An 18674-nucleotide genomic window follows, 5' to 3' on the forward strand; every position below is an offset into this window, starting at 1 on the left:
AGAGACTTAAATAGACTGCAAATACAATTGCTCTACTTTTTCTCTCGCCCATGGAGTTCTACGTAAGAACTTAAGGCTAGATTTGATAGTGGGATCTTTCTTAAAGCAATTGATATCTACCTGAAGACTCATTTCTTTCCAACCATATTTGGCTACTAGAAATTCAAGAATGTCTGCTAGTTTTACACCGTGCAATGGGTTGTTGGGTTGTGACATGTTACAAAGTTAAATAAATACATCAATTTTAAACTATACGATGTGCTATCCTTATTTTTGTACCGCACAAATTAAAATTCTTGAGAAGAACAATTCACAGTCACTCCGTATCAGATATTGATGTCTTAAAAAGCAAGCTATTGCATTGGGCACAACAATATGACGAGGTAGTTTGGCTAGATAGTAATGAGTATGAGCATCAAAATTATCCTCAATATCAGGCAATACTAGCGGTAGATGCTTTTACTAGCCTTAAGACAGATTACACAAATGCTTTTGATCAGCTAGAAGAATATCAGAATGGATTGAATGATTGGATTTTTGGTTACTTAAGTTATGACCTTAAAAATGATACAGAGCGTCTGGTATCAAAAAATGATGACCGACTACATTTTGCAGACCTCCACTTTTTTCAACCTAAAAAGTTATTTCTTATTCAGAACAATACCTTAGAGATGCATTATTTGTCTATGATAGATGATGAACTCACTGAAGATTATAATGAGATACTCAATCAAACAGAGCAACCAATTTCAAAATACACAACTGACTTACAGATTAATGCAAAAATTCATAAAAAGGCTTATATTGAAAAAGTTAGTGATCTCTTAGCACATATAGGGCGTGGAGATATTTATGAAGCAAATTTTTGTCAAGAATTTTTTGCAACTGGTCTCATAGATCCCTTAGATATTTACAAAAGACTTAATGACATTAGTACTCCACCATTTGCGACGTTTTTAAAACTAGATGAGCAGTATTGTCTTTCGGCGAGCCCAGAGCGATATTTGCATAAAGAAGGGAAGAAGGTAATAAGTCAGCCCATTAAAGGGACAGCACCTCGAGGTAGCAGTGAGGAGGAGGATACCGCTTTCGCGAAAGCGTTATCACAAGACCCAAAAGAGCAGTCTGAAAATGTGATGATTGTAGATTTGGTACGTAATGACTTGTCGAGAACGGCAATGAAAGGATCTGTTCAGGTAGAAGAATATTGCAAGGTGTATCCCTTCAAACAGTTACATCAGATGATCTCTACCATTACGGCAACCATTTCTGAAATTGTATCTCCTGTAGATGTGATTAGGTCTACGTACCCTATGGGAAGTATGACAGGAGCGCCTAAAATTATGGCGATGAAACTTATCGAATCCCTAGAGGAGTCAAAGCGAGGCTTGTATAGCGGGAGTGTGGGATATTTTACACCAGATGGGAATTTTGACTTTAACGTAGTGATCCGAAGTATTCTCTATAATGCCGAAAAGGAGTATATTTCTTATTCGGTAGGTGGCGCAATCACTGCGGGCTCAGATCCAGAAAAAGAATATGAAGAATGTCTACTCAAGGCAAAAGCAATGCGCGCTGTATTGGAGGGAAAATCGTAATTTTACATTTTAATTTTGAGGACTGATATATGCTTCTGATTCGTGTGCTATCAATTAATTCAAATGAATTAAGGAAGTGATTCATCAGCGATATTTATATGTTTTTTAAACAAAAGCTCTGTGATATTTCAAAATTATTTTTTCGCGAAAGCGTAATTAATTCTAAACAACAAACAAAACAACTATGAGTGACGATAAAAAAATAATATTTTCAATGCAAGGGGTGACAAAAAGTTATCCTGGGGCACAAACTCCTGTGCTTAAGAATATATACTTGAGCTTTTTCTACGGAGCAAAAATTGGAATATTAGGTCTCAACGGTTCTGGTAAATCAACGTTGATGAAGATTATTGCTGGATTGGACACAAACTTTCAAGGGGATGTCACTTCAGATAAAGAATTTTCTGTAGGATATCTTGAACAAGAACCTAAGCTAGATCCAGAAAAAACAGTTTTGGAAATTGTCAAGGAAGGAGCCGCAGAGACGGTTGCTATTCTAGATGAGTACAATCAAATAAATGATTCATTTGGTTTAGAAGAAGTATATTCTGACGCTGATAAGATGGAGAAATTAATGGCGCGTCAAGCGGTTCTTCAAGATGAGATAGATGCTCGCAATGCGTGGGAACTTGATACAAAACTTGAGATTGCGATGGATGCTTTACGCACGCCACCTGCAGATCAAAAAGTAGGAGTCCTTTCTGGTGGAGAAAAGCGTCGCGTTGCCTTATGTCGATTATTACTTAAAGAACCAGATGTATTGCTTTTAGATGAGCCTACTAACCACTTGGATGCAGAGTCTGTGCATTGGTTAGAGCATCACCTAGCTCAATATAAAGGAACTGTAATTGCAGTAACTCACGATAGATATTTCCTAGATAATGTTGCAGGATGGATTCTTGAGTTAGATCGAGGAGAAGGTATCCCATGGAAAGGGAACTATTCTTCTTGGCTTGATCAAAAATCTAAGCGCATGGAACAAGAAAGTAAAACAGCCTCAAAGCGACAAAAGACACTAGAGCGAGAATTAGAATGGGTGCGTCAAGGTGCAAAAGGTCGTCAAACGAAACAAAAAGCTCGTCTACAAAATTATGATAAGATGATGAGTCAAGATCAGAAGCAAGTAGATGAAAAGGTAGAGATTTATATCCCTAACGGACCGCGATTAGGAACTAATGTTATTGAGGCTAATGGTGTGAGTAAAGCCTTTGGAGATAAATTACTTTATGAAGATTTAAACTTTAATCTGCCACAAGCTGGTATTGTAGGTATTATAGGACCTAACGGTGCTGGTAAAACCACAATCTTTAAAATGATTATGGGAGAGGAAGAGCCAGATAAAGGGAGTTTTACTGTAGGAGATACAGCGCAAATTGCTTACGTAGACCAGAGTCATTCTAATATTGATCCAGAAAAAACAATTTGGCAAAATTTCTCAGACGAGCAGGAGCTTATCATGATGGGAGGGAAGGAAGTGAATTCTAGAGCGTACTTAAGTAGATTTAATTTCTCAGGTAGTGAGCAAAACAAGAAAGTGGCAACACTTTCTGGAGGAGAGCGTAACCGTTTGCACCTTGCAATGACCTTAAGGGAAGAAGGAAACGTACTACTACTAGATGAACCTACAAATGATCTTGATGTGAATACTTTGAGAGCATTAGAAGAAGGACTCGAGAATTTTGCAGGTTGTGCAGTAGTTATTAGCCACGACCGTTGGTTTTTAGATCGTATTTGTACACACATTCTGGCTTTTGAGGGAAATAGTCAAGTATATTTCTTCGAGGGAGGATTCTCAGAATATGAGGAGAATAAGAAGAAACGACTAGGGGGAGACTTGATGCCTAAACGTATTAAATATAAGAAGCTTGTAAGGTAACTAGACCTTTCAAAATTTTTTACAAGCGCTCGATGTCAATGATGTCGAGCGTTTTTTTATAAAAAGAAAAAAAGCACAGTACAGATAGTAAGTACAATAACAGAAACAGTAAATATAGCTCTATTTTTTATTTCTACTTTCATAGGTAATTGATTATTAGTTATATATATCAGATACGTCACTCTTTAAAAGGTTGCGTAAATTCTTACATTTTTTTAATAAATATTATAACTATTCATTTACAAGTTCGCGAAAGCGTAAATTTCCTACACACTTTTGATGAAAATAAATGACTTTTATTAATGCTATCTAGCATTGTAATTTTCATTAACTTTATTTTGAGCATGGTTTTTGATTCTTTGCTCAAAAACCAATTATGAAGTATGTATACTTTTTTTTATTCATAGCATTTTCATCCCAAGCTCAATCTGAGCTTATTAAAGGTTCCGTGCTATCTGATATTAAATTTAGCTCAGATAAGGAGTTGACATATGCAATGTATTTGCCAAGGAATTATGATAGCGCTAGCAAATATCCTGTGGTCGTTATTTTTGATGATAAGGCAAGAGGCGCTGCGGTAGTACAACAATTTACAATAGCTGCAGCTTTGACAGGAAGTATAGTAGTGGGTAGCAATTATGCTCTGGAGAACGTCCCCCAAGCTGCATCTTTACAAATAAGGAACTTAATACGAGAGGTAAAAGACCGCTTTGCGGTTGATGAAAATAAAATTATTCTAGTTGCTAATGGAATCAATGTAACTTCTGTAGCATCTGTTGCTCAATTGTCTAGAGGGATACACGGTATGATTGCTATTAATGAATTATCCTTAGATGAAAATTTACTAGAAGAGAATTCAAGTCTCAAGATTTCGATATTATCTGGTGATGAAGGTAAAGCTTTTTATAAGCTAAAGGAATATTATACAAGTAATGACTTTAAAGATACTATTATAGGTTACCAAATATATGATGGTAAAGATTGGCCCGAGGCAGGATATTTGGCTGGAGCTTTGACTAATATTTTATTAGATGATGCTACTCCAATAGCAAAGGTTGAAGAATATTATAATAGTGATCTTGCCTTTGGGGAGCTTCTCTACAAAAGGCAGCGACATTTGTATGCTTATAGTTTCGTTTCAAAACTCAAGAAAAAATATAAAAAGTTCATAGATATTGATTCTCAGAAAAAGTTATTAAATAGAATAAAGAATAATCATAATTATAAAGCAAAATCTAATCAATCAACTATAGTTAGTTTTTCAGAAAAGGGACTTGCAAAAGAGTTTAAATATTATCTAGCAGAGGATTTTAAAAACGCTTTTTTTGACAATTTAGGATGGTGGGGTTCTCAAATGGACGCTCTTGATGCTAGTATTTTTGATACAATACAATCTAAGCTTATTCGAAAGTCTTCGATACGTCTCAAAGCATACGTTCAGTATATTGTTGAGCAACAATATACTGCAAGTCAATTTGAAAAAACAAGTTTTGAAAGTGCTTTGTTCTTGAATATCTTACGTACACTAGTAAATCCACTCAATCAAGATGCGTTTATTAATGTTATTTCATTAAGCGCGAGAGAAGGAGATTATAATGCAGCTTATTTTTATCTAGAAGAACTTCTTAAGACTGGCTATAAACATTATGAAGCACTCTATACTATACCTTATACAAATCCCATTTTGATAGGACCAGAATGGAACGATATGATTAAAACTTATCTGGGCAGATCTAAATATTATTGATGAAGTGCCAGTTTTGCCTCTTTAATTTTTTCTAACAATTTTTCAGGAAATCTAGTACCCACGAAAAAGCTAGAAGAAGAAGTTGGGACATATAAAGCATGATTGAAAGATGCGTTAAGAAGTACACCTTTAGTTGTAAATCTATAACCTACACCCCATATCCATGGAGTATTTATAATCTCAGCCTTATCAGGTAATAATTCATTTATACTAATAGACCTTTTTATAAGCCCAATGCCAAAAGAGGCTACAGCCATTTTGTCTGTTATTTTGATTTCTAGTTTGTAAAACAATAATGCAATTATGGTTATTGGTAATAAAATATATAATAGGTACAAAACAAACTGACCTAATAATCGATCATAATAGCCTATAGCCCCAAGAATAATAGCAACAATTATTAAGATGGATAACAACCATGTAAGCGGTTGTCTTTCTCTGTAATACACATGCTGATCTTGGCTCATAATAATTTTCTTAAGCCTTAAATTTAAGCATAATATAACATACACAATTTAAAAATCTGAGCTATACTTTCAAAAAGTATTAGTAAATCGTGGGTTTTCAAAATGTGTAGAAATTAATATATGATCTTTTGGCTCGATTATTGGCTTGTTCATTACTCTGTTAAAAACTATCTCGTAGTTTTTGAACAGCTCCCTTTAGTAATCTTATATTTATCTAAAGAGGATATTAAATTAGTGCTTATGGAGTTTAGCCAAGAAGAAAATAATATATCGCTCACGCGTTTTGAATCAATGTTGAAGACTAATGATGTTTTGTTTTTTGACTCTGAGGAGTTTGAGAACATAGCAAATCATTATATAGAAATGGGTAAAATTGCGCTTGCGCGAAAAGCGGTAAAGCTTGGTTTAGAACAACATCCTACCTCATCAAATTTACGTCTCTTCAAAGCAGAACTATTTATCTTTGAAAATAAATTTGAGCAGGCAGAAGCTATATTAACAGAGCTTCATGAACTAGAGCCTCATAATGAAGAAGTGTTTATTCAAAAAGCTAATATTTATAGTAAACAGGATGAGCACAAGAAAGCGATACACTTATTAGAGCAAGCAATCGATCTTACAGATGATCCTGCAGATATATATTCACTCATCGGAATGGAATACTTATTTCTTGAAGATTTTAATTATGCCAAGATCAATTTCATGAAATGTCTTGAGGTTGATGATCAAGATTATAGCGCATTATACAATATTATTTATTGTTTTGATTTTTTAGAACAGCACCAAGAGGCTATTGAATATCTAACTATCTTTTTAGATAAAAACCCATATTGTGAAGTAGCCTGGCATCAAGTAGGAAAACAATACTTCGACCTTAAAGAATATGAAAAGGCATTGTCAGCTTTTGATTTTGCAATTATAAGTGATGATCGTTTTGTAGGGGCTTACTTGGAGAAGGGAAAAGTTTTAGAAAAGCTAGGCCGTTACAATGAGGCATTAGAAAATTATCAGATTACTCTAGAATTAGAAGACCCAACGTCATTTGCGTTATTGCGTATGGGAAAATGTTATGATAAATTAGGTTGCGATGAGCTAGCGATAAAACATTATGAAAGATGTGTACATGAAGATCCGCTTCTTGACAATGGTTGGATAGCTATTACAGATTTTTATAAAAAAAGATTGAATTTTCAGAAAGCACTTTATTACATTAATAAAGCAATTCATATAGATGCAGATAATGTTTTATACTGGAAACGCTATGCAAAAATTAATCATAGGTTAAAATTTTATGAAGAGGCAGAGGCTGGGTATAGGAAAGCCTTAGAGCTAGGAAATTATGAATTAGAAACATGGCTTCATAGGTCAGATATTTTAATACATCTAGGTGAATCTGAGGCAGCTATTACAAACTTAACTCAGGCAATGGAATTTTATCCAGAAAATGCTGAAATTGCATTTAGACTAGCCGGTCTCAATTATAGCAAGGGAGACGATATTCAAGGACGCTATTTTCTTAAAAATGCACTTCAAACAGATGCGGAATTTAGTATAATTTTAGAAGAGTTGTTTCCGTATGCTGCTAGTAAAAAAGAAGTCGTAAATCTTCTGAAAAAATACAACGTATAGAGCTCTTAAAATTCTGTTTAATAGTAGGTGCTTATTAGCAAACCTAGTATTTTAGCTTTTAATTTAAATCAAGTATTTATGTCTAAAAGCTCAGTTGCCTATTTATATGTTCTTCTTAAAGGAATGGCAATGGGCGCCGCAGATGTTGTGCCAGGTGTTTCTGGAGGTACAATTGCATTTATATCAGGTATTTACCAAGAGCTCATAGAAACCATTGATAAAATAGGTTTTGGAGTTTTTAAAACGTGGAAGAAAAAAGGGTTCAATGCCGCTGTTGATGAGTATAATCTTAAGTTCTTAGGAAGTTTATTTCTGGGTGTCATTATAAGTATACTCTCTCTAGCACGTCTATTTTCTTTTTTACTGGAAGCTTACCCAATATTAGTTTGGTCTTTTTTCTTTGGACTTGTACTTGCTAGTATTCTTTATATAGGAAAACAAATCATAAAATGGACTTCTGCCGTAATTATTTCAACATTACTTGGAGCTGTTGTTGCTTATATTATAACTGTTGTTGCCCCAAGTGAAGCTCCAGATGTCTGGTATTTTTATTTGTTATCTGGTTGTATAGCTATTATTGCAATGATATTACCAGGAATATCCGGATCCTTTATCTTAGTTTTATTAGGTTCGTACGCTATGGTGTTGGGAACAATTACTGATGTGCAAGACGCTATGCTAAAGGGTAATTGGGAATTATTAATTGAGGCCCTCTTCAAAATTTTATTATTTGGAATAGGGTGTATAATAGGTCTCAAAATATTTTCGAAAGCTCTAAAATGGATGTTCGAAAATAAAAAAGAAATCACACTTGCTATTTTAACTGGATTTATGATCGGCTCTTTAAATAAACTTTGGCCATGGAAAGAAGTGTTATCTACTAGGATAGATAGTCATGGAAAAGAAGCTATAGTAGAAGCCAATAGTATTCTTCCATATAATTTTGATGGAGATCCACAAATTGTAGCAGCAATAATTTCTGCTTTTATTGGTTTTGCATTGATACTTTTGTTAGAACGAATTGCAGGAAAAAAGAAAGTATATGCAGACTGATACACGATCTTTTTCGGATAAGTTATGGCTAGTACTTAAAGGTCTGGCGATGGGGGCTGCAAATAAAGTTCCAGGTGTATCGGGAGGAGTAGTCGCATTTGTAGTAGGTTTTTACGAAGAATTTATTTACTCTCTTCAAAAAATAAATGCCACCGCGCTTAAATTGCTAGTAAGTGGTCGCTTTAGAAGTTTTTGGGTTTATATAAATGGTAGGTTTTTAGGACTTCTATTGCTTGGTATGCTTATCAGCTACTTTAGTGTATCATTGCTTTTAGATCTAGCAATACGGCATTACCCATTGTTAGTTTGGAGTGCTTTCTTTGGGATGATTATGGGTTCTATATACTATATAGGTAAGGACTTTGAAGAACTCACAAGGCGAAATCTCTTTATTTTAATTTTAGGTATAATTGTAGGTGTGTCTATAAGTTTGATGGAGCCTGCTCAAGAAAATGATAATTTGATATTCGTTTTTTTATGTGGAATCATAGGGGTCTCTGGTATGACACTTCCTGGTCTTTCTGGTTCTTTTATCCTTATTCTACTGGGTAACTATGTTCTTTTGTTAGTAGATGCAGTAAATGCATTATTTGTAACCATCACAAATAGCTTTACAGGAGACTTTAGTTACCTCGATGACCCTGATCATATGCGGTTATTAGTTGTACTTTTAGTATTTGCGGCTGGATCATTGACGGGTTTAGTCACGCTTTCTCACTTTTTAAGTTTTTTATTAAGACGTTATCGATGGGCAACAAATGCAGGTATATTAGGATTTATTATAGGTTCACTTGGGGTTGTATGGCCATGGAAAATAGAGGTTTTTAAAAAAACAAATTTAGGAGAGATTGCTATTGACAGAAATGGCACTCCTATTTTAGATAATTATGATAGGTATATTCCATCAGATTTTAATATTGAAAATATACTTGCAGTTTTTTTTATTTTGTCTGGGATATTAGGGGTCGTAGCGCTAGGAAAGTATGGAGAAAGAACAAAAGCAAAAAGATAAATACGGACTTATAGGTAAGGATATTGGATATTCTTTTTCAAGAGGATATTTTAAAAATAAATTTGGGTCAGAACAAATTAATGCAGTTTATTTTAATTTTGATGCATCTACTCTTGAAGATGTAAAGCAATACTTAGATAATACTCTTGTAAAAGGGTACAATGTTACAATTCCTTATAAAGAGAAAATAATTCCTTTATTAGACGGGCTAGATGATAACGCTTCACAAATAGGTGCTGTAAACACCATAAAAAGAGAGGTTGATGGTAGGTTGATAGGTTATAATACAGATTTTATAGGATTTAGAGATTCGCTGCTACCTTATTTAAATAATATAGACCCACATGATCAAGACTTTAAAGCAATCATTTTGGGTACTGGCGGCGCCTCAAAAGGAGTTAGCTATGCTTTACAGCTCTTAGGAATTAAATGTCAATTTGTTTCGCGAAAGCGAACTAAAGAAAACCTTACATATGAGGACTTAACTCAAGAAGTGATCCTTGACCATAAATTTATAATTAATACAACACCAGTAGGCACGTTTCCTAATGTGGAGGCTTTTCCCAATATTCCTTATAATTTTTTAAAGGAATATCACGTAGTTTATGATCTGATATATAATCCTCCACTAACTGCTTTCTTAGGATTTGCTAAGGATCGAGGAGCTACTATCATAAATGGTTTAAAAATGCTAGAATTACAGGCAAAGGCCTCTTGGTCTTTATGGAATGACTAGCCCTTAATCCTTCTCATATATGCTTTTGAAATAGTATATTTACTCTTTATTTAAGAACCTTAACATTGAAAGAAATGTCTGAAGAAAATAAATCTCAAGACTCTAAAGAAGTAGAGAAAATAGAAAGAGCAGAAGCAGGAAATGAAAACATATCTAAAGATATTGCTGCACAAGATGCTGCAGGAACTGTGAATGAAGAGGTTTCCATAGATCCTAATGAAGATAAAACCGCAACTGCCATCATAGAAGAGTCTGAAGGCATAGCCCCCTTAGATATAACCTCACAAGAAAATGTGAATGACAAAGAGGAAGAGGAGAAGGTTGAGGTAAAAGAGATTGAAAAGAAAGACTACACTGTACTTTCAAAAGAAGAACTAATTAAAGAATTACAGCATCTTATAAAAAATGAAAAAGTAATTGATATTAAAGATCAAGCAGAAGAGATCAATAGTGTCATTAATGCTCAGTTTGATGCAGAGCAGGAAGAGGCAAAAGCATCATTTCTGAAAGAAGGTGGTAATGTAATAGACTTTAGATTCTATTCTCCGCTTAAAAAGGACTTCAATGAGGTATATTATGAATATCGCAACAAGCGACAAGAGTTTTTTGAGCGTAAACGTAAAGATCAAAATGCAAACCTTATAGAACGTCAAAATATCATAGAAGACATTAAAGCTTTGCGAGACGAATTGGGTGGTGCTGAGAGTGTAAATACAACTTTTAATAAGTTTAAAGAAATTCAAGAACGCTGGAACAATGCAGGCAATATACCTAGAGATCGATATAACTTAGTTTGGAATGATTACTATTTTCACGTAGATGCTTTTTATGAGTTGTTACACTTAAATCGTGAGTTTAGAGATAAACATTTTGAAGACAACCTCGTTAAAAAAATCCAACTTATACAACGTGCAGAAGAACTTAGCACTGAAACTAACATAAACAAAGCTTTTAAAGAATTACAACTTCTTCACCGTATGTGGAAAGAAGAAATAGGCCCTGTCTCTAAGCAATACAGTGATGAGATATGGGACCAATTTAGTGCAGCGACCAAAAAAATACATGATGCTCGAGATGAGAAACAAAAAGAAATAGAGGCTGTATGGGAAAAAAACTTTGAAGAAAAGCAGCAAGTTATTGCTCAAATTCTTGAAGTAGCACAAGATGATATCAAGGCACACAAAACGGTACAGGAAAAAATTAAAAAAGTCGAGGCTCTAAGAGATACTTTTTTTAAAACAGGTAAAGTACCTAGGGATAAAAATGAAGAGACATGGTCCGCATTCAAGGAAGCCACAAAACTTTTTAATAAGAAAAAAAATAACTTCTATAAATCTCAGAAAAAAGAGCAGTATGATAATCTAGAGGCAAAAAAGGCCTTGGTTAAAATAGCACAAGAAAATAAGGATAATGAAGATATTCCAGCAACGTTGGATATCATGAAGCGTATTCAAGCAGAGTGGAAAACTATAGGACATGTTCCTCGTAAGGATAGTGATAAGATATGGAATGAGTTTAAAAGTGCTTGTAACAACTTCTTTGATCGTATGAAAGATTCTAAAAAACAGGATCGAGCAGGAGAGCAAGAGAATTACGAGAAAAAAGTGGCATTGATGCAAACCTTAAAAGATGTGAATCTTACAGGTGATCGAACCACAGACCTAGCTTCTATTAAAGAATACATTGCACGGTGGAAATCCATAGGTCGTGTACCGTATGCTAAGAAAAATATTGATCAAGATTTCAACAAAATACTCGATAGTTTTTTTAAAAAATTAGACATAGACCGTAAAGAAGCAGAACTCATTAAATATGAGAATCGTATGCAAACAATGGCAGATGCAGATAATGAACGAGCTATTGAAAAGGAAAGATTCTTTATACGTAAAAAGATAGATGAAGTTAAATCAGAGATAAATCAGTTAGAAAATAACCTCGGATTTTTTCAGCATGTAGCAGATGATAACCCTATGGTAATGGAGGTTCATAAAAATATTAATAGACATAAAGATGATTTAGCACTATGGAAGTCTAAACTTAAAAAATTAAGGACCGTAGTAGCAGAAAGTCAGAAAGAAGAAGAGTCTCAAGAATCTCAAGAAAAAGAGGTAGATGATACTTCAGAAGAATAAGGATATGTTTATGATTTAGAAATTTTGTAACATTTTTGATTGTTAAGCGTCTTTTAAGTATCAATCATTAAATCAGTACATTATGAAATCAAAAACACACACATCGAGTTCTAGAGAGCACAAAAAGGGTAGAAATATCGTGTTAGCTATTTACGTAATTTTATCAACTTTTTTTATTACGTCTTATACATTAGTACAATACTTTTCTATGTAATTAGACATTCTGTACGCTTTCGCGAAAGCGTAAAAAACACAAAATCCGCATCTAAAATCAGATAGCGGATTTTGCTCTTTCATAGCAGAAATTTTGTCTATCATTGTGATACAAATGATATTAGACAATGGTATAGTCGTTATTTTTTGGAAAATCTTACAATGTGCTATCTTTGAAAGATAAAATTGCTGAATATGAAGAAGTGTATGTTATTAGTTTTTCTTGCGGTGGTGTCTATTAATTGTGACGGACAAAAGAAAAACACCGAACCACAATTAGACAAAAAAAGAGTGGTAACTACTTACTATTTTATACGCCATGCAGAGAAAGATCTAAGTAATCCATCAAGTCACGATCCTGAGCTCACTAAAGAGGGCAAACAACGGGCAGAGGAATGGAAGGCTTTTTTTAAGAATAAGGGTATTGATGCTGTATATAGTACAGACTTTAAACGCACTATGAGCACTGCACAGCCTACAGCGATAGCAAATGGTATTTCCATTAAGACCTATGATCCAGCTAATCTTTATTCTTCAGATTTTGAGGAGGAAACAAAAGGTAAGAATGTAGTAGTTGTAGGTCACAGCAACACTACCGCTCAATTTGCAAATGCAATCCTAGAACGCAAAGAAGCTCCGGAAATCGATGAATCTGATTATGGTAATCTATATATAGTGACTAAAACGAATGACAAAATTACTTTCTCAAAAAAACATTTCAATTAACACTCTGGGCAAAGAGTAACCGTAATATTTTTAAGCTCGATTTTTGAAAGAAGATCGAGTTTTTTACTTTCAAAAAGGGAATCTAAGCTTTCAAGTGGAGGGTACTGTGTTTTTGGTTTAAAATTATTGTAATCGACAAAACGTATTCCGTTAAAAAAACGCTCGTTGTAGGCCTCTCTAAAACGTGTCCCACCTTCATTTACCTGATAATTATAAGCTAAGTAGTCTACATGATACGTATGTTTGTGTATCCAGTACATGTACTCGTCTTCAAAATCAACTCCGCCACCTTCCTGTGAAAATGTAACCTTAATACGGTAATAAGGCTCACCTTTTATGATACTTGGGCTTATGAGTGTTTTTTGGACTGCAGGATCATTCAATCCATAAGGAAGCACAGAGAAATAATGAACTGAGTTTATACTATTAGAATAGCTTTTCAAAGTACTATCTGGAATGTTGAGTGGTACGCTTTCGCGAAAGCGTACAAACTTACCGTCTTTTTTTATAATATCCTGTTGTACTAAGCATTCCTTATCTGTACAACGCTCAAGAGTTCGTATTCCATTTGCACGCGTTGCTGTATAATAATAGTCACGAAATTTGAAATGAATTTTTGAATTAGAAATAATATCACCACCCGCAGCTACTATAGCTTTATCAACAATATCTTGTGCTGTAAAAGATTCTTTAGTACAACTTTGTAGCAGTAATAAAATACAAAAGAGGAGCTGCTGCTGAGTTATACGGTATGTAGAAGGTTTGCTATTATTTTGTATCAAAGCAAATGTTGAGTTTAAGTTATTTTTAACGACTTTGAGCTATTCAAAAATAAGGATATCAATCTTGAGAATAACGTTTTTGCTTACATTTGTCATAATGTCAAATACAGTAAATATAAAGAATAGAAAGGCCCGTTTTGAGTATGAATTGCTTGATAAGCTGGTTGCAGGTATTGTTCTTGCGGGTACAGAGATTAAAGCAATAAGGGATGGAAAAGCCTCTATTGCAGAAAGTTTTTGCGAGTTTAATGAGCATGGTGAGATGTTTGTTATTAATATGACGGTACAAGAATATTCTCATGCCACTTACTTTAATCATCAGCCTAAGAAAGCACGTAAGTTATTGCTCAATAAAAGAGAACTTAAAAAATGGGAGCGTGAGGTGAATAAATCTGGACTAACGATTGTACCACTGCGCTTATTTACAAATGATAAAGGCTTTGCAAAACTTGAAATTGCATTAGCTAAGGGAAAGAAAACCTACGACAAGCGTGAGACTATAAAAGATCGTGATAACAAGAAAAATCTTGATCGTATTAAGAAAGCTTTTAATAATTAATTTCATTGTAAAATAGTAACATTTAATTGGCACTAATTGTACATAAATTTATGTTTCTTGGTACTTCTTAAATTAAGTGCATGGGTTCTAAAAAAAATATCCTCTTTCTTTTTATAGTACTAATAACCTTTAAGGCTCTCTCTCAAATCACTGGTGTTGTTACAGATACAAATGGTAATACATTGCCTTTTGTAAATGTTTTTGTTGAAGACACAAATAGAGGAACAGCGACTAATGGTGATGGTTTTTATGAACTCACTATCTTACCTCAAGACATAGGGAACTCTATTACGCTGGTATACCAATTTTTAGGTTACAAAACGAAGCGCGCAACTGTTACTATTAGTGAACAAGTATTCCAAAAAAACATAATCCTTGCAGAAGAAGCTACATCTCTTGATGAAGTAATTGTTCAAGCAGGAGTAAACCCAGCTGATAGAATTATAAAGGCTACCATTGCAAGACGTGAAGAAAATCTTGCTCGCCTAAGTGAGTATACAGCAAAATTTTACTCTAGAGGTTTGTGGAAAGTAAAAGATGCACCAGAAAAAATTTTAGGTAGAGTGGTAGGTGATTTAGGTGGAGGACTTGACTCTACTAGAACAGGGATTATATATTTAAGTGAAACTGTTTCAAATATTGCGTATAGAAGACCAAATGATTTTAGCGAAACAATTATTGCAAGCAAAGTATCTGGTGATGATAATGGCTTTAGTTTTAATACCGCAGTAGATGCAAATTTCTCTTTTTACGAAAACACATTAGATATTAATACCCAAATCATTTCTCCCATTGCCTCAAATGCTTTTAATTATTACACATATACTTTAGAAGGAACTTTTTACGAAGCGGGTAGCTTGATTAATAAAATAACGGTAACACCTCGTAGGTTAAACGACCGTGTTTTTTCAGGTACACTATATATTGTTGAAGACGCCTGGCAGCTGTATGGAGTAGATTTAAATACAAATGGAGCAGCCATTCAAGTTCCTTTTATAGAAAGTATTAATTTTAAACAGAATTACAAGTATGAAAACACTTTAAAACAGTGGGTTAAAATAAGTCAAGTGATTGATTTTAGTTTTAGCTTTCTAGGCCTGAAAGGTGATGGTCGATTTACGGCAGCTTACTCTGAATATAATTTCACACCTAATTTTGATAAAAAATCATTTTCAAATGAGATTTTATCATTTAAAAAAGAAGCAAATAAAAAGGATACCACTTTTTGGAATAGCGTAAGACCTGTCGCTTTAACAGATGTTGAGAGAGATGATTATATCCGTAAAGACAGTATACAAGTGCTACGTAAATCTAAAAGTTATTTAGATTCCTTAGATCGTCGGGCTAATAAATTCAAACTTACATCTCCAGTACTTGGCTACCGGTATACAAACACCTATGATCGATGGAGTTTCAATGTTCCAGGACCATTGCAAGCGGTTCAATTCAGTACTGTTCAAGGCTGGAATAGTACACTTGTCGTATCTTACAATAGCTGGAATGATGATGACGCTACAAAAACTTTTTCTGCTTTCGCGAAAGCGAATTACGGCTTTTCAGAAGATAGATTGCGGTACGTGGGTCGACTTACAAGGCGCTTTAACAGAACAAATAGGGCGACGCTGCGTCTTTCTGGCGGAGTAGATGCTATGCAGATAAATAATTCAAACCCCATTCGTCCAATTATAAATTCTTATTTGACACTTACTCAAGAAAAGAATTTTGCGAAGTATTATGAAAAGGCTTTTGCAGAGGTTTACTACGGTCAGGAAATCATCAATGGATTCCGCTTAGATGTACAGATGTCATTCGAGAAACGCAACCCATTATTCAACACAACAGACCAAACGTTCTTCCCTGTAGACGATAGGATGTATACAAGTAATAATCCATTGCAGCCTTTGGTATATGGATCTGCTCCTTTTGAAACACATACTATTGGTAAATTATCTATAAGCGGAACAATTAATTTTGGACAGAAGTATTATAGTTATCCTAGTGGTAAATTTAATGTAAATGTAGACACGTATCCAAGCTTAAGTTTAGTTTATGAGAAAGGTTTTGGGGCTTCTGTTGATCGCTATGACTTTGACCAATTACGATTAATTATTAAACAAGAATTTAATATTAAAAATAAAGGAAGACTCTCTTATGATGCTAGAGTTGGAACTTTTTTAGGAACAGGAGAAGAAGTTAGTTTTATTGATAGACAACATTTTAATGGCAATCAATCTATATTTTTTGATCCTTCTAGTTTAAATCGTTTTTATGTACTTCCTTATTATGAACGTAGTACAAACAAAGGTTATTTTGAAGGTCATATAGAACATAACTTTCGCGGCTGGATTCTTGGAAAAATACCACTACTCAATAAACTTAACTGGAATCTTGTAACTAGCGCTCACGTACTAAGCACGCAGGGAGATAATTTCTACAGGGAATTTGGGATTGGAGTTAGTAATGTGGGATTTGGAAAATTTCGTCTACTACGTTTTGATTATGTCTATGGTCAAGGGGCACGAGGAGGCAACGAGAGTGCTTTCTTGATTGGGTTAAGTTTGTAATTTAATCTGGAAATATAATACTCTCATATGCTCCAAAATCTGGAGAATTTGACCTTGTAGTTCCAATTAGGTCTAGTGGATATTCTATAGCTCCTGCTGGTAGTCCCAAGTTGTTTCCTGAAGTGTTTTCCCCTACTTGGAGCTTATTCAGTTCTGGGTTTAAAAAATCTGGATCACCACCTCTAATAACGTTTTCATAAGTGCCTGTATTCGAAAAGTCATACAGAGGATCGTTTTCAAAATTGCCAAAAATATCATCAAACCTCAGTTGTGTATTACTAAATTTATAATTGAATAGAGCACCTTCCTCTTTATTGAATCCAATTTCATTTTCTTGGTTTCCATAAATAATACAATTTGTGAAATTTGCACTTGTGAGATCTCCAACAAATAAGGTTTCACTAGCAGTTAATGAATTATCTAAGAAAACAGAAGGTGTATTTCTAAAACTCCCAGTCCAATAATTTGCAAATGTGCAATGTGTAAAGTCATAAGAACCTCCTAGCTGAATAAGCATAGAGAACTGACCGCAATTATTTATAATAGTATTAAAAGCATTAACGTTAGAAAATCTATTAAGCAGTCCTACAGCCGAAGCATTATAAATTTGAGTATTTGAAAGAGTAAGATTAGCAATGCCTGTATCTGTATTAGATTCATTGAGAATACCTACGGTTGCATTTTTAATGGTTGCATAGTTAATAGTATTATTTACGCTCCCATCTGTAAGTAGTATGGTTCCCCATTGACCAGGAACCTCAGAAAAAACAGTCTCAAGCCTATCACTTTCTAAAATAACTTCATTTTCTAAAGCTTCTTGATCTGCACTCAAAGATCCGTTGATGGCTAGTGTAGCATTATCTGCAATTAATAACCCACTATCTGCATGGAAATGTATTCTAGCTCCAGCATCTATTGTAAGTGTTTTTGCGGTGCCATTCTCTGGGTCGCCTACAGCCACATAACCATACACAACATATGGCTTTTCGTTCGTAAATATCAGCTCGTCATCTAGTAAATAACGACCTTCTATAGAAGTTTCGACACCGTTTACATCTAATGTTTCTATGATACCTGTTGCGCCATCACGCTCGGGAAATAAGAAAATGGCATCTTTTACTAGTGTGACTAAGGCTACACGTTGTTGTGCACCTGCACTATTGAACTCAATAACATCTGTGTATAAGAATTCATTATTTCCATCACCCACTTGATTAATATCTAAGGTGGTTTCTATAAATATAAAGATGCTGTCTTTTGCTAAAATCTCTACATTTTCAAATACACGACCTGGAACACCATCTACATTTAATCTATAATTAGAATTCTCACCATTGCCTAACTGTACAGAAGGAATAGAAATCGCATCATCACTGCGATTGTAGACCTTGAGGTTAAACGTACTTGAACCTATATTAGTAAATACAGTATCGAGATAAACAGTGTCTCTAGAGAATTCTAAATTTCCAGTACTTTCTGTGGTCTCAAAATCATTGCGACACGAACTTGCAGAAATAATGCTTATGAGAAGAACAAGGGTATAAAGGATACGAATATTTATAAGCTTTTGTGCCATTCTA

15 protein-coding genes are annotated in these 18674 nt (G+C 34.2%); 11 read left to right on the forward strand and 4 right to left on the reverse strand.

The window, feature by feature from the left end; translation table 11 throughout:
• Positions 1 to 6: 6 nt before the first annotated feature.
• Entirely contained in the window at positions 7 to 216 is a 210-nt protein-coding gene (locus OD90_RS00270) for a VF530 family DNA-binding protein (protein ID WP_144665229.1), read from the reverse strand.
• An 80-nt stretch (positions 217 to 296) separates the two neighbouring features.
• On the opposite strand from OD90_RS00270, the gene pabB reads away from it, so the two are divergent.
• The 3 genes from pabB to OD90_RS00285 all read left to right on the forward strand — a co-directional run bounded on the left by pabB (position 297) and on the right by OD90_RS00285 (position 5221).
• Entirely contained in the window at positions 297 to 1598 is a 1302-nt protein-coding gene (gene pabB, locus OD90_RS00275) for an aminodeoxychorismate synthase component I (RefSeq protein WP_144665230.1), read from the forward strand.
• A gap of 184 nt (positions 1599 to 1782) precedes the next feature.
• The gene (ettA, locus tag OD90_RS00280; RefSeq protein ID WP_144665231.1) at positions 1783 to 3474 is read left to right on the forward strand and encodes an energy-dependent translational throttle protein EttA; all 1692 of its coding nucleotides are present in this window, start codon (positions 1783 to 1785) and stop codon (positions 3472 to 3474) included.
• A 376-nt stretch (positions 3475 to 3850) separates the two neighbouring features.
• Entirely contained in the window at positions 3851 to 5221 is a 1371-nt protein-coding gene (locus tag OD90_RS00285; protein WP_144665232.1) for a hypothetical protein, read from the forward strand.
• Here OD90_RS00285 and OD90_RS00290 read toward each other — a convergent pair.
• Positions 5215 to 5688: a hypothetical protein gene (locus tag OD90_RS00290; protein WP_144665233.1), complete on the reverse strand. Its 474-nt coding sequence runs from the start codon at positions 5686 to 5688 to the stop codon at positions 5215 to 5217. The two genes, OD90_RS00285 and OD90_RS00290, sit on opposite strands and share 7 nt — an antisense overlap.
• 240 nt (positions 5689 to 5928) lie before the next feature.
• Here OD90_RS00290 and OD90_RS00295 point away from each other — a divergent pair, with 240 nt between their 5' ends.
• The 6 genes from OD90_RS00295 (at position 5929) to OD90_RS00320 (ending at position 13189) form a co-directional block, all read left to right on the forward strand.
• Positions 5929 to 7317 carry a tetratricopeptide repeat protein gene (locus OD90_RS00295; RefSeq protein WP_144669595.1) on the forward strand — a complete coding sequence of 463 codons (1389 nt, stop codon included), beginning with the start codon at positions 5929 to 5931 and terminating at the stop codon, positions 7315 to 7317.
• Positions 7318 to 7395: 78 nt separating this feature from the next.
• On the forward strand, positions 7396 to 8370 hold the full coding sequence (locus tag OD90_RS00300) for a DUF368 domain-containing protein (protein ID WP_144665234.1): 975 nt from the start codon (positions 7396 to 7398) through the stop codon (positions 8368 to 8370).
• Complete coding sequence (locus OD90_RS00305; protein ID WP_144665235.1) at positions 8360 to 9382, forward strand: DUF368 domain-containing protein; 1023 nt, start codon at positions 8360 to 8362, stop codon at positions 9380 to 9382. The genes OD90_RS00300 and OD90_RS00305 overlap by 11 nt, the downstream gene beginning before the upstream one ends.
• On the forward strand, positions 9354 to 10118 hold the full coding sequence (locus OD90_RS00310) for a shikimate dehydrogenase family protein (RefSeq protein WP_144665236.1): 765 nt from the start codon (positions 9354 to 9356) through the stop codon (positions 10116 to 10118). Before OD90_RS00305 ends, OD90_RS00310 begins: the two co-directional genes overlap by 29 nt.
• Before the next feature lie 74 nt (positions 10119 to 10192).
• Positions 10193 to 12250, forward strand: a complete 2058-nt coding sequence (locus tag OD90_RS00315; protein WP_144665237.1) for a DUF349 domain-containing protein — start codon at positions 10193 to 10195, stop codon at positions 12248 to 12250.
• A 408-nt stretch (positions 12251 to 12658) separates the two neighbouring features.
• Complete coding sequence (locus tag OD90_RS00320; RefSeq protein ID WP_144665238.1) at positions 12659 to 13189, forward strand: SixA phosphatase family protein; 531 nt, start codon at positions 12659 to 12661, stop codon at positions 13187 to 13189.
• On the opposite strand, the gene OD90_RS00325 is transcribed toward OD90_RS00320, so the two are convergent.
• Positions 13186 to 13971 carry a DUF6503 family protein gene (locus tag OD90_RS00325; protein WP_261374432.1) on the reverse strand — a complete coding sequence of 262 codons (786 nt, stop codon included), beginning with the start codon at positions 13969 to 13971 and terminating at the stop codon, positions 13186 to 13188. The genes OD90_RS00320 and OD90_RS00325 overlap by 4 nt on opposite strands.
• A 97-nt stretch (positions 13972 to 14068) precedes the next feature.
• Here OD90_RS00325 and smpB point away from each other — a divergent pair, with 97 nt between their 5' ends.
• Together smpB and OD90_RS00335 are read left to right on the forward strand one after the other, a co-directional pair.
• Entirely contained in the window at positions 14069 to 14530 is a 462-nt protein-coding gene (gene smpB, locus OD90_RS00330; RefSeq protein WP_144665239.1) for an SsrA-binding protein SmpB, read from the forward strand.
• A gap of 80 nt (positions 14531 to 14610) precedes the next feature.
• Positions 14611 to 17094 carry a DUF5686 and carboxypeptidase regulatory-like domain-containing protein gene (locus OD90_RS00335; RefSeq protein WP_144665240.1) on the forward strand — a complete coding sequence of 828 codons (2484 nt, stop codon included), beginning with the start codon at positions 14611 to 14613 and terminating at the stop codon, positions 17092 to 17094.
• A 1-nt stretch (position 17095) separates the two neighbouring features.
• Here the strand turns inward: OD90_RS00335 and OD90_RS00340 are convergent, their stop codons facing one another.
• On the reverse strand, positions 17096 to 18670 hold the full coding sequence (locus OD90_RS00340; RefSeq protein ID WP_261374433.1) for a hypothetical protein: 1575 nt from the start codon (positions 18668 to 18670) through the stop codon (positions 17096 to 17098).
• Positions 18671 to 18674 lie beyond the last annotated feature (4 nt).

This window comes from Dokdonia sp. Hel_I_53 (assembly GCF_007827465.1).
Taxonomy (GTDB): domain Bacteria; phylum Bacteroidota; class Bacteroidia; order Flavobacteriales; family Flavobacteriaceae; genus Dokdonia.

Excerpts from the sequence above, each read along its gene's own strand:
- OD90_RS00270 (WP_144665229.1), bottom strand. The coding sequence starts at position 216 with ATGTCACAACCCAACAACCCATTGCACGGTGTAAAACTAGCAGACATT.
- ettA (WP_144665231.1), top strand. The coding sequence starts at position 1,783 with ATGAGTGACGATAAAAAAATAATATTTTCAATGCAAGGGGTGACAAAA.
- OD90_RS00285 (WP_144665232.1), top strand. The coding sequence starts at position 3,851 with ATGAAGTATGTATACTTTTTTTTATTCATAGCATTTTCATCCCAAGCT.
- OD90_RS00290 (WP_144665233.1), bottom strand. The coding sequence starts at position 5,688 with ATGAGCCAAGATCAGCATGTGTATTACAGAGAAAGACAACCGCTTACA.
- OD90_RS00295 (WP_144669595.1), top strand. The coding sequence starts at position 5,929 with ATGGAGTTTAGCCAAGAAGAAAATAATATATCGCTCACGCGTTTTGAA.
- OD90_RS00300 (WP_144665234.1), top strand. The coding sequence starts at position 7,396 with ATGTCTAAAAGCTCAGTTGCCTATTTATATGTTCTTCTTAAAGGAATG.
- OD90_RS00305 (WP_144665235.1), top strand. The coding sequence starts at position 8,360 with ATGCAGACTGATACACGATCTTTTTCGGATAAGTTATGGCTAGTACTT.
- OD90_RS00310 (WP_144665236.1), top strand. The coding sequence starts at position 9,354 with ATGGAGAAAGAACAAAAGCAAAAAGATAAATACGGACTTATAGGTAAG.
- OD90_RS00315 (WP_144665237.1), top strand. The coding sequence starts at position 10,193 with ATGTCTGAAGAAAATAAATCTCAAGACTCTAAAGAAGTAGAGAAAATA.
- OD90_RS00320 (WP_144665238.1), top strand. The coding sequence starts at position 12,659 with ATGAAGAAGTGTATGTTATTAGTTTTTCTTGCGGTGGTGTCTATTAAT.
- smpB (WP_144665239.1), top strand. The coding sequence starts at position 14,069 with ATGTCAAATACAGTAAATATAAAGAATAGAAAGGCCCGTTTTGAGTAT.
- OD90_RS00335 (WP_144665240.1), top strand. The coding sequence starts at position 14,611 with ATGGGTTCTAAAAAAAATATCCTCTTTCTTTTTATAGTACTAATAACC.
- OD90_RS00340 (WP_261374433.1), bottom strand. The coding sequence starts at position 18,670 with ATGGCACAAAAGCTTATAAATATTCGTATCCTTTATACCCTTGTTCTT.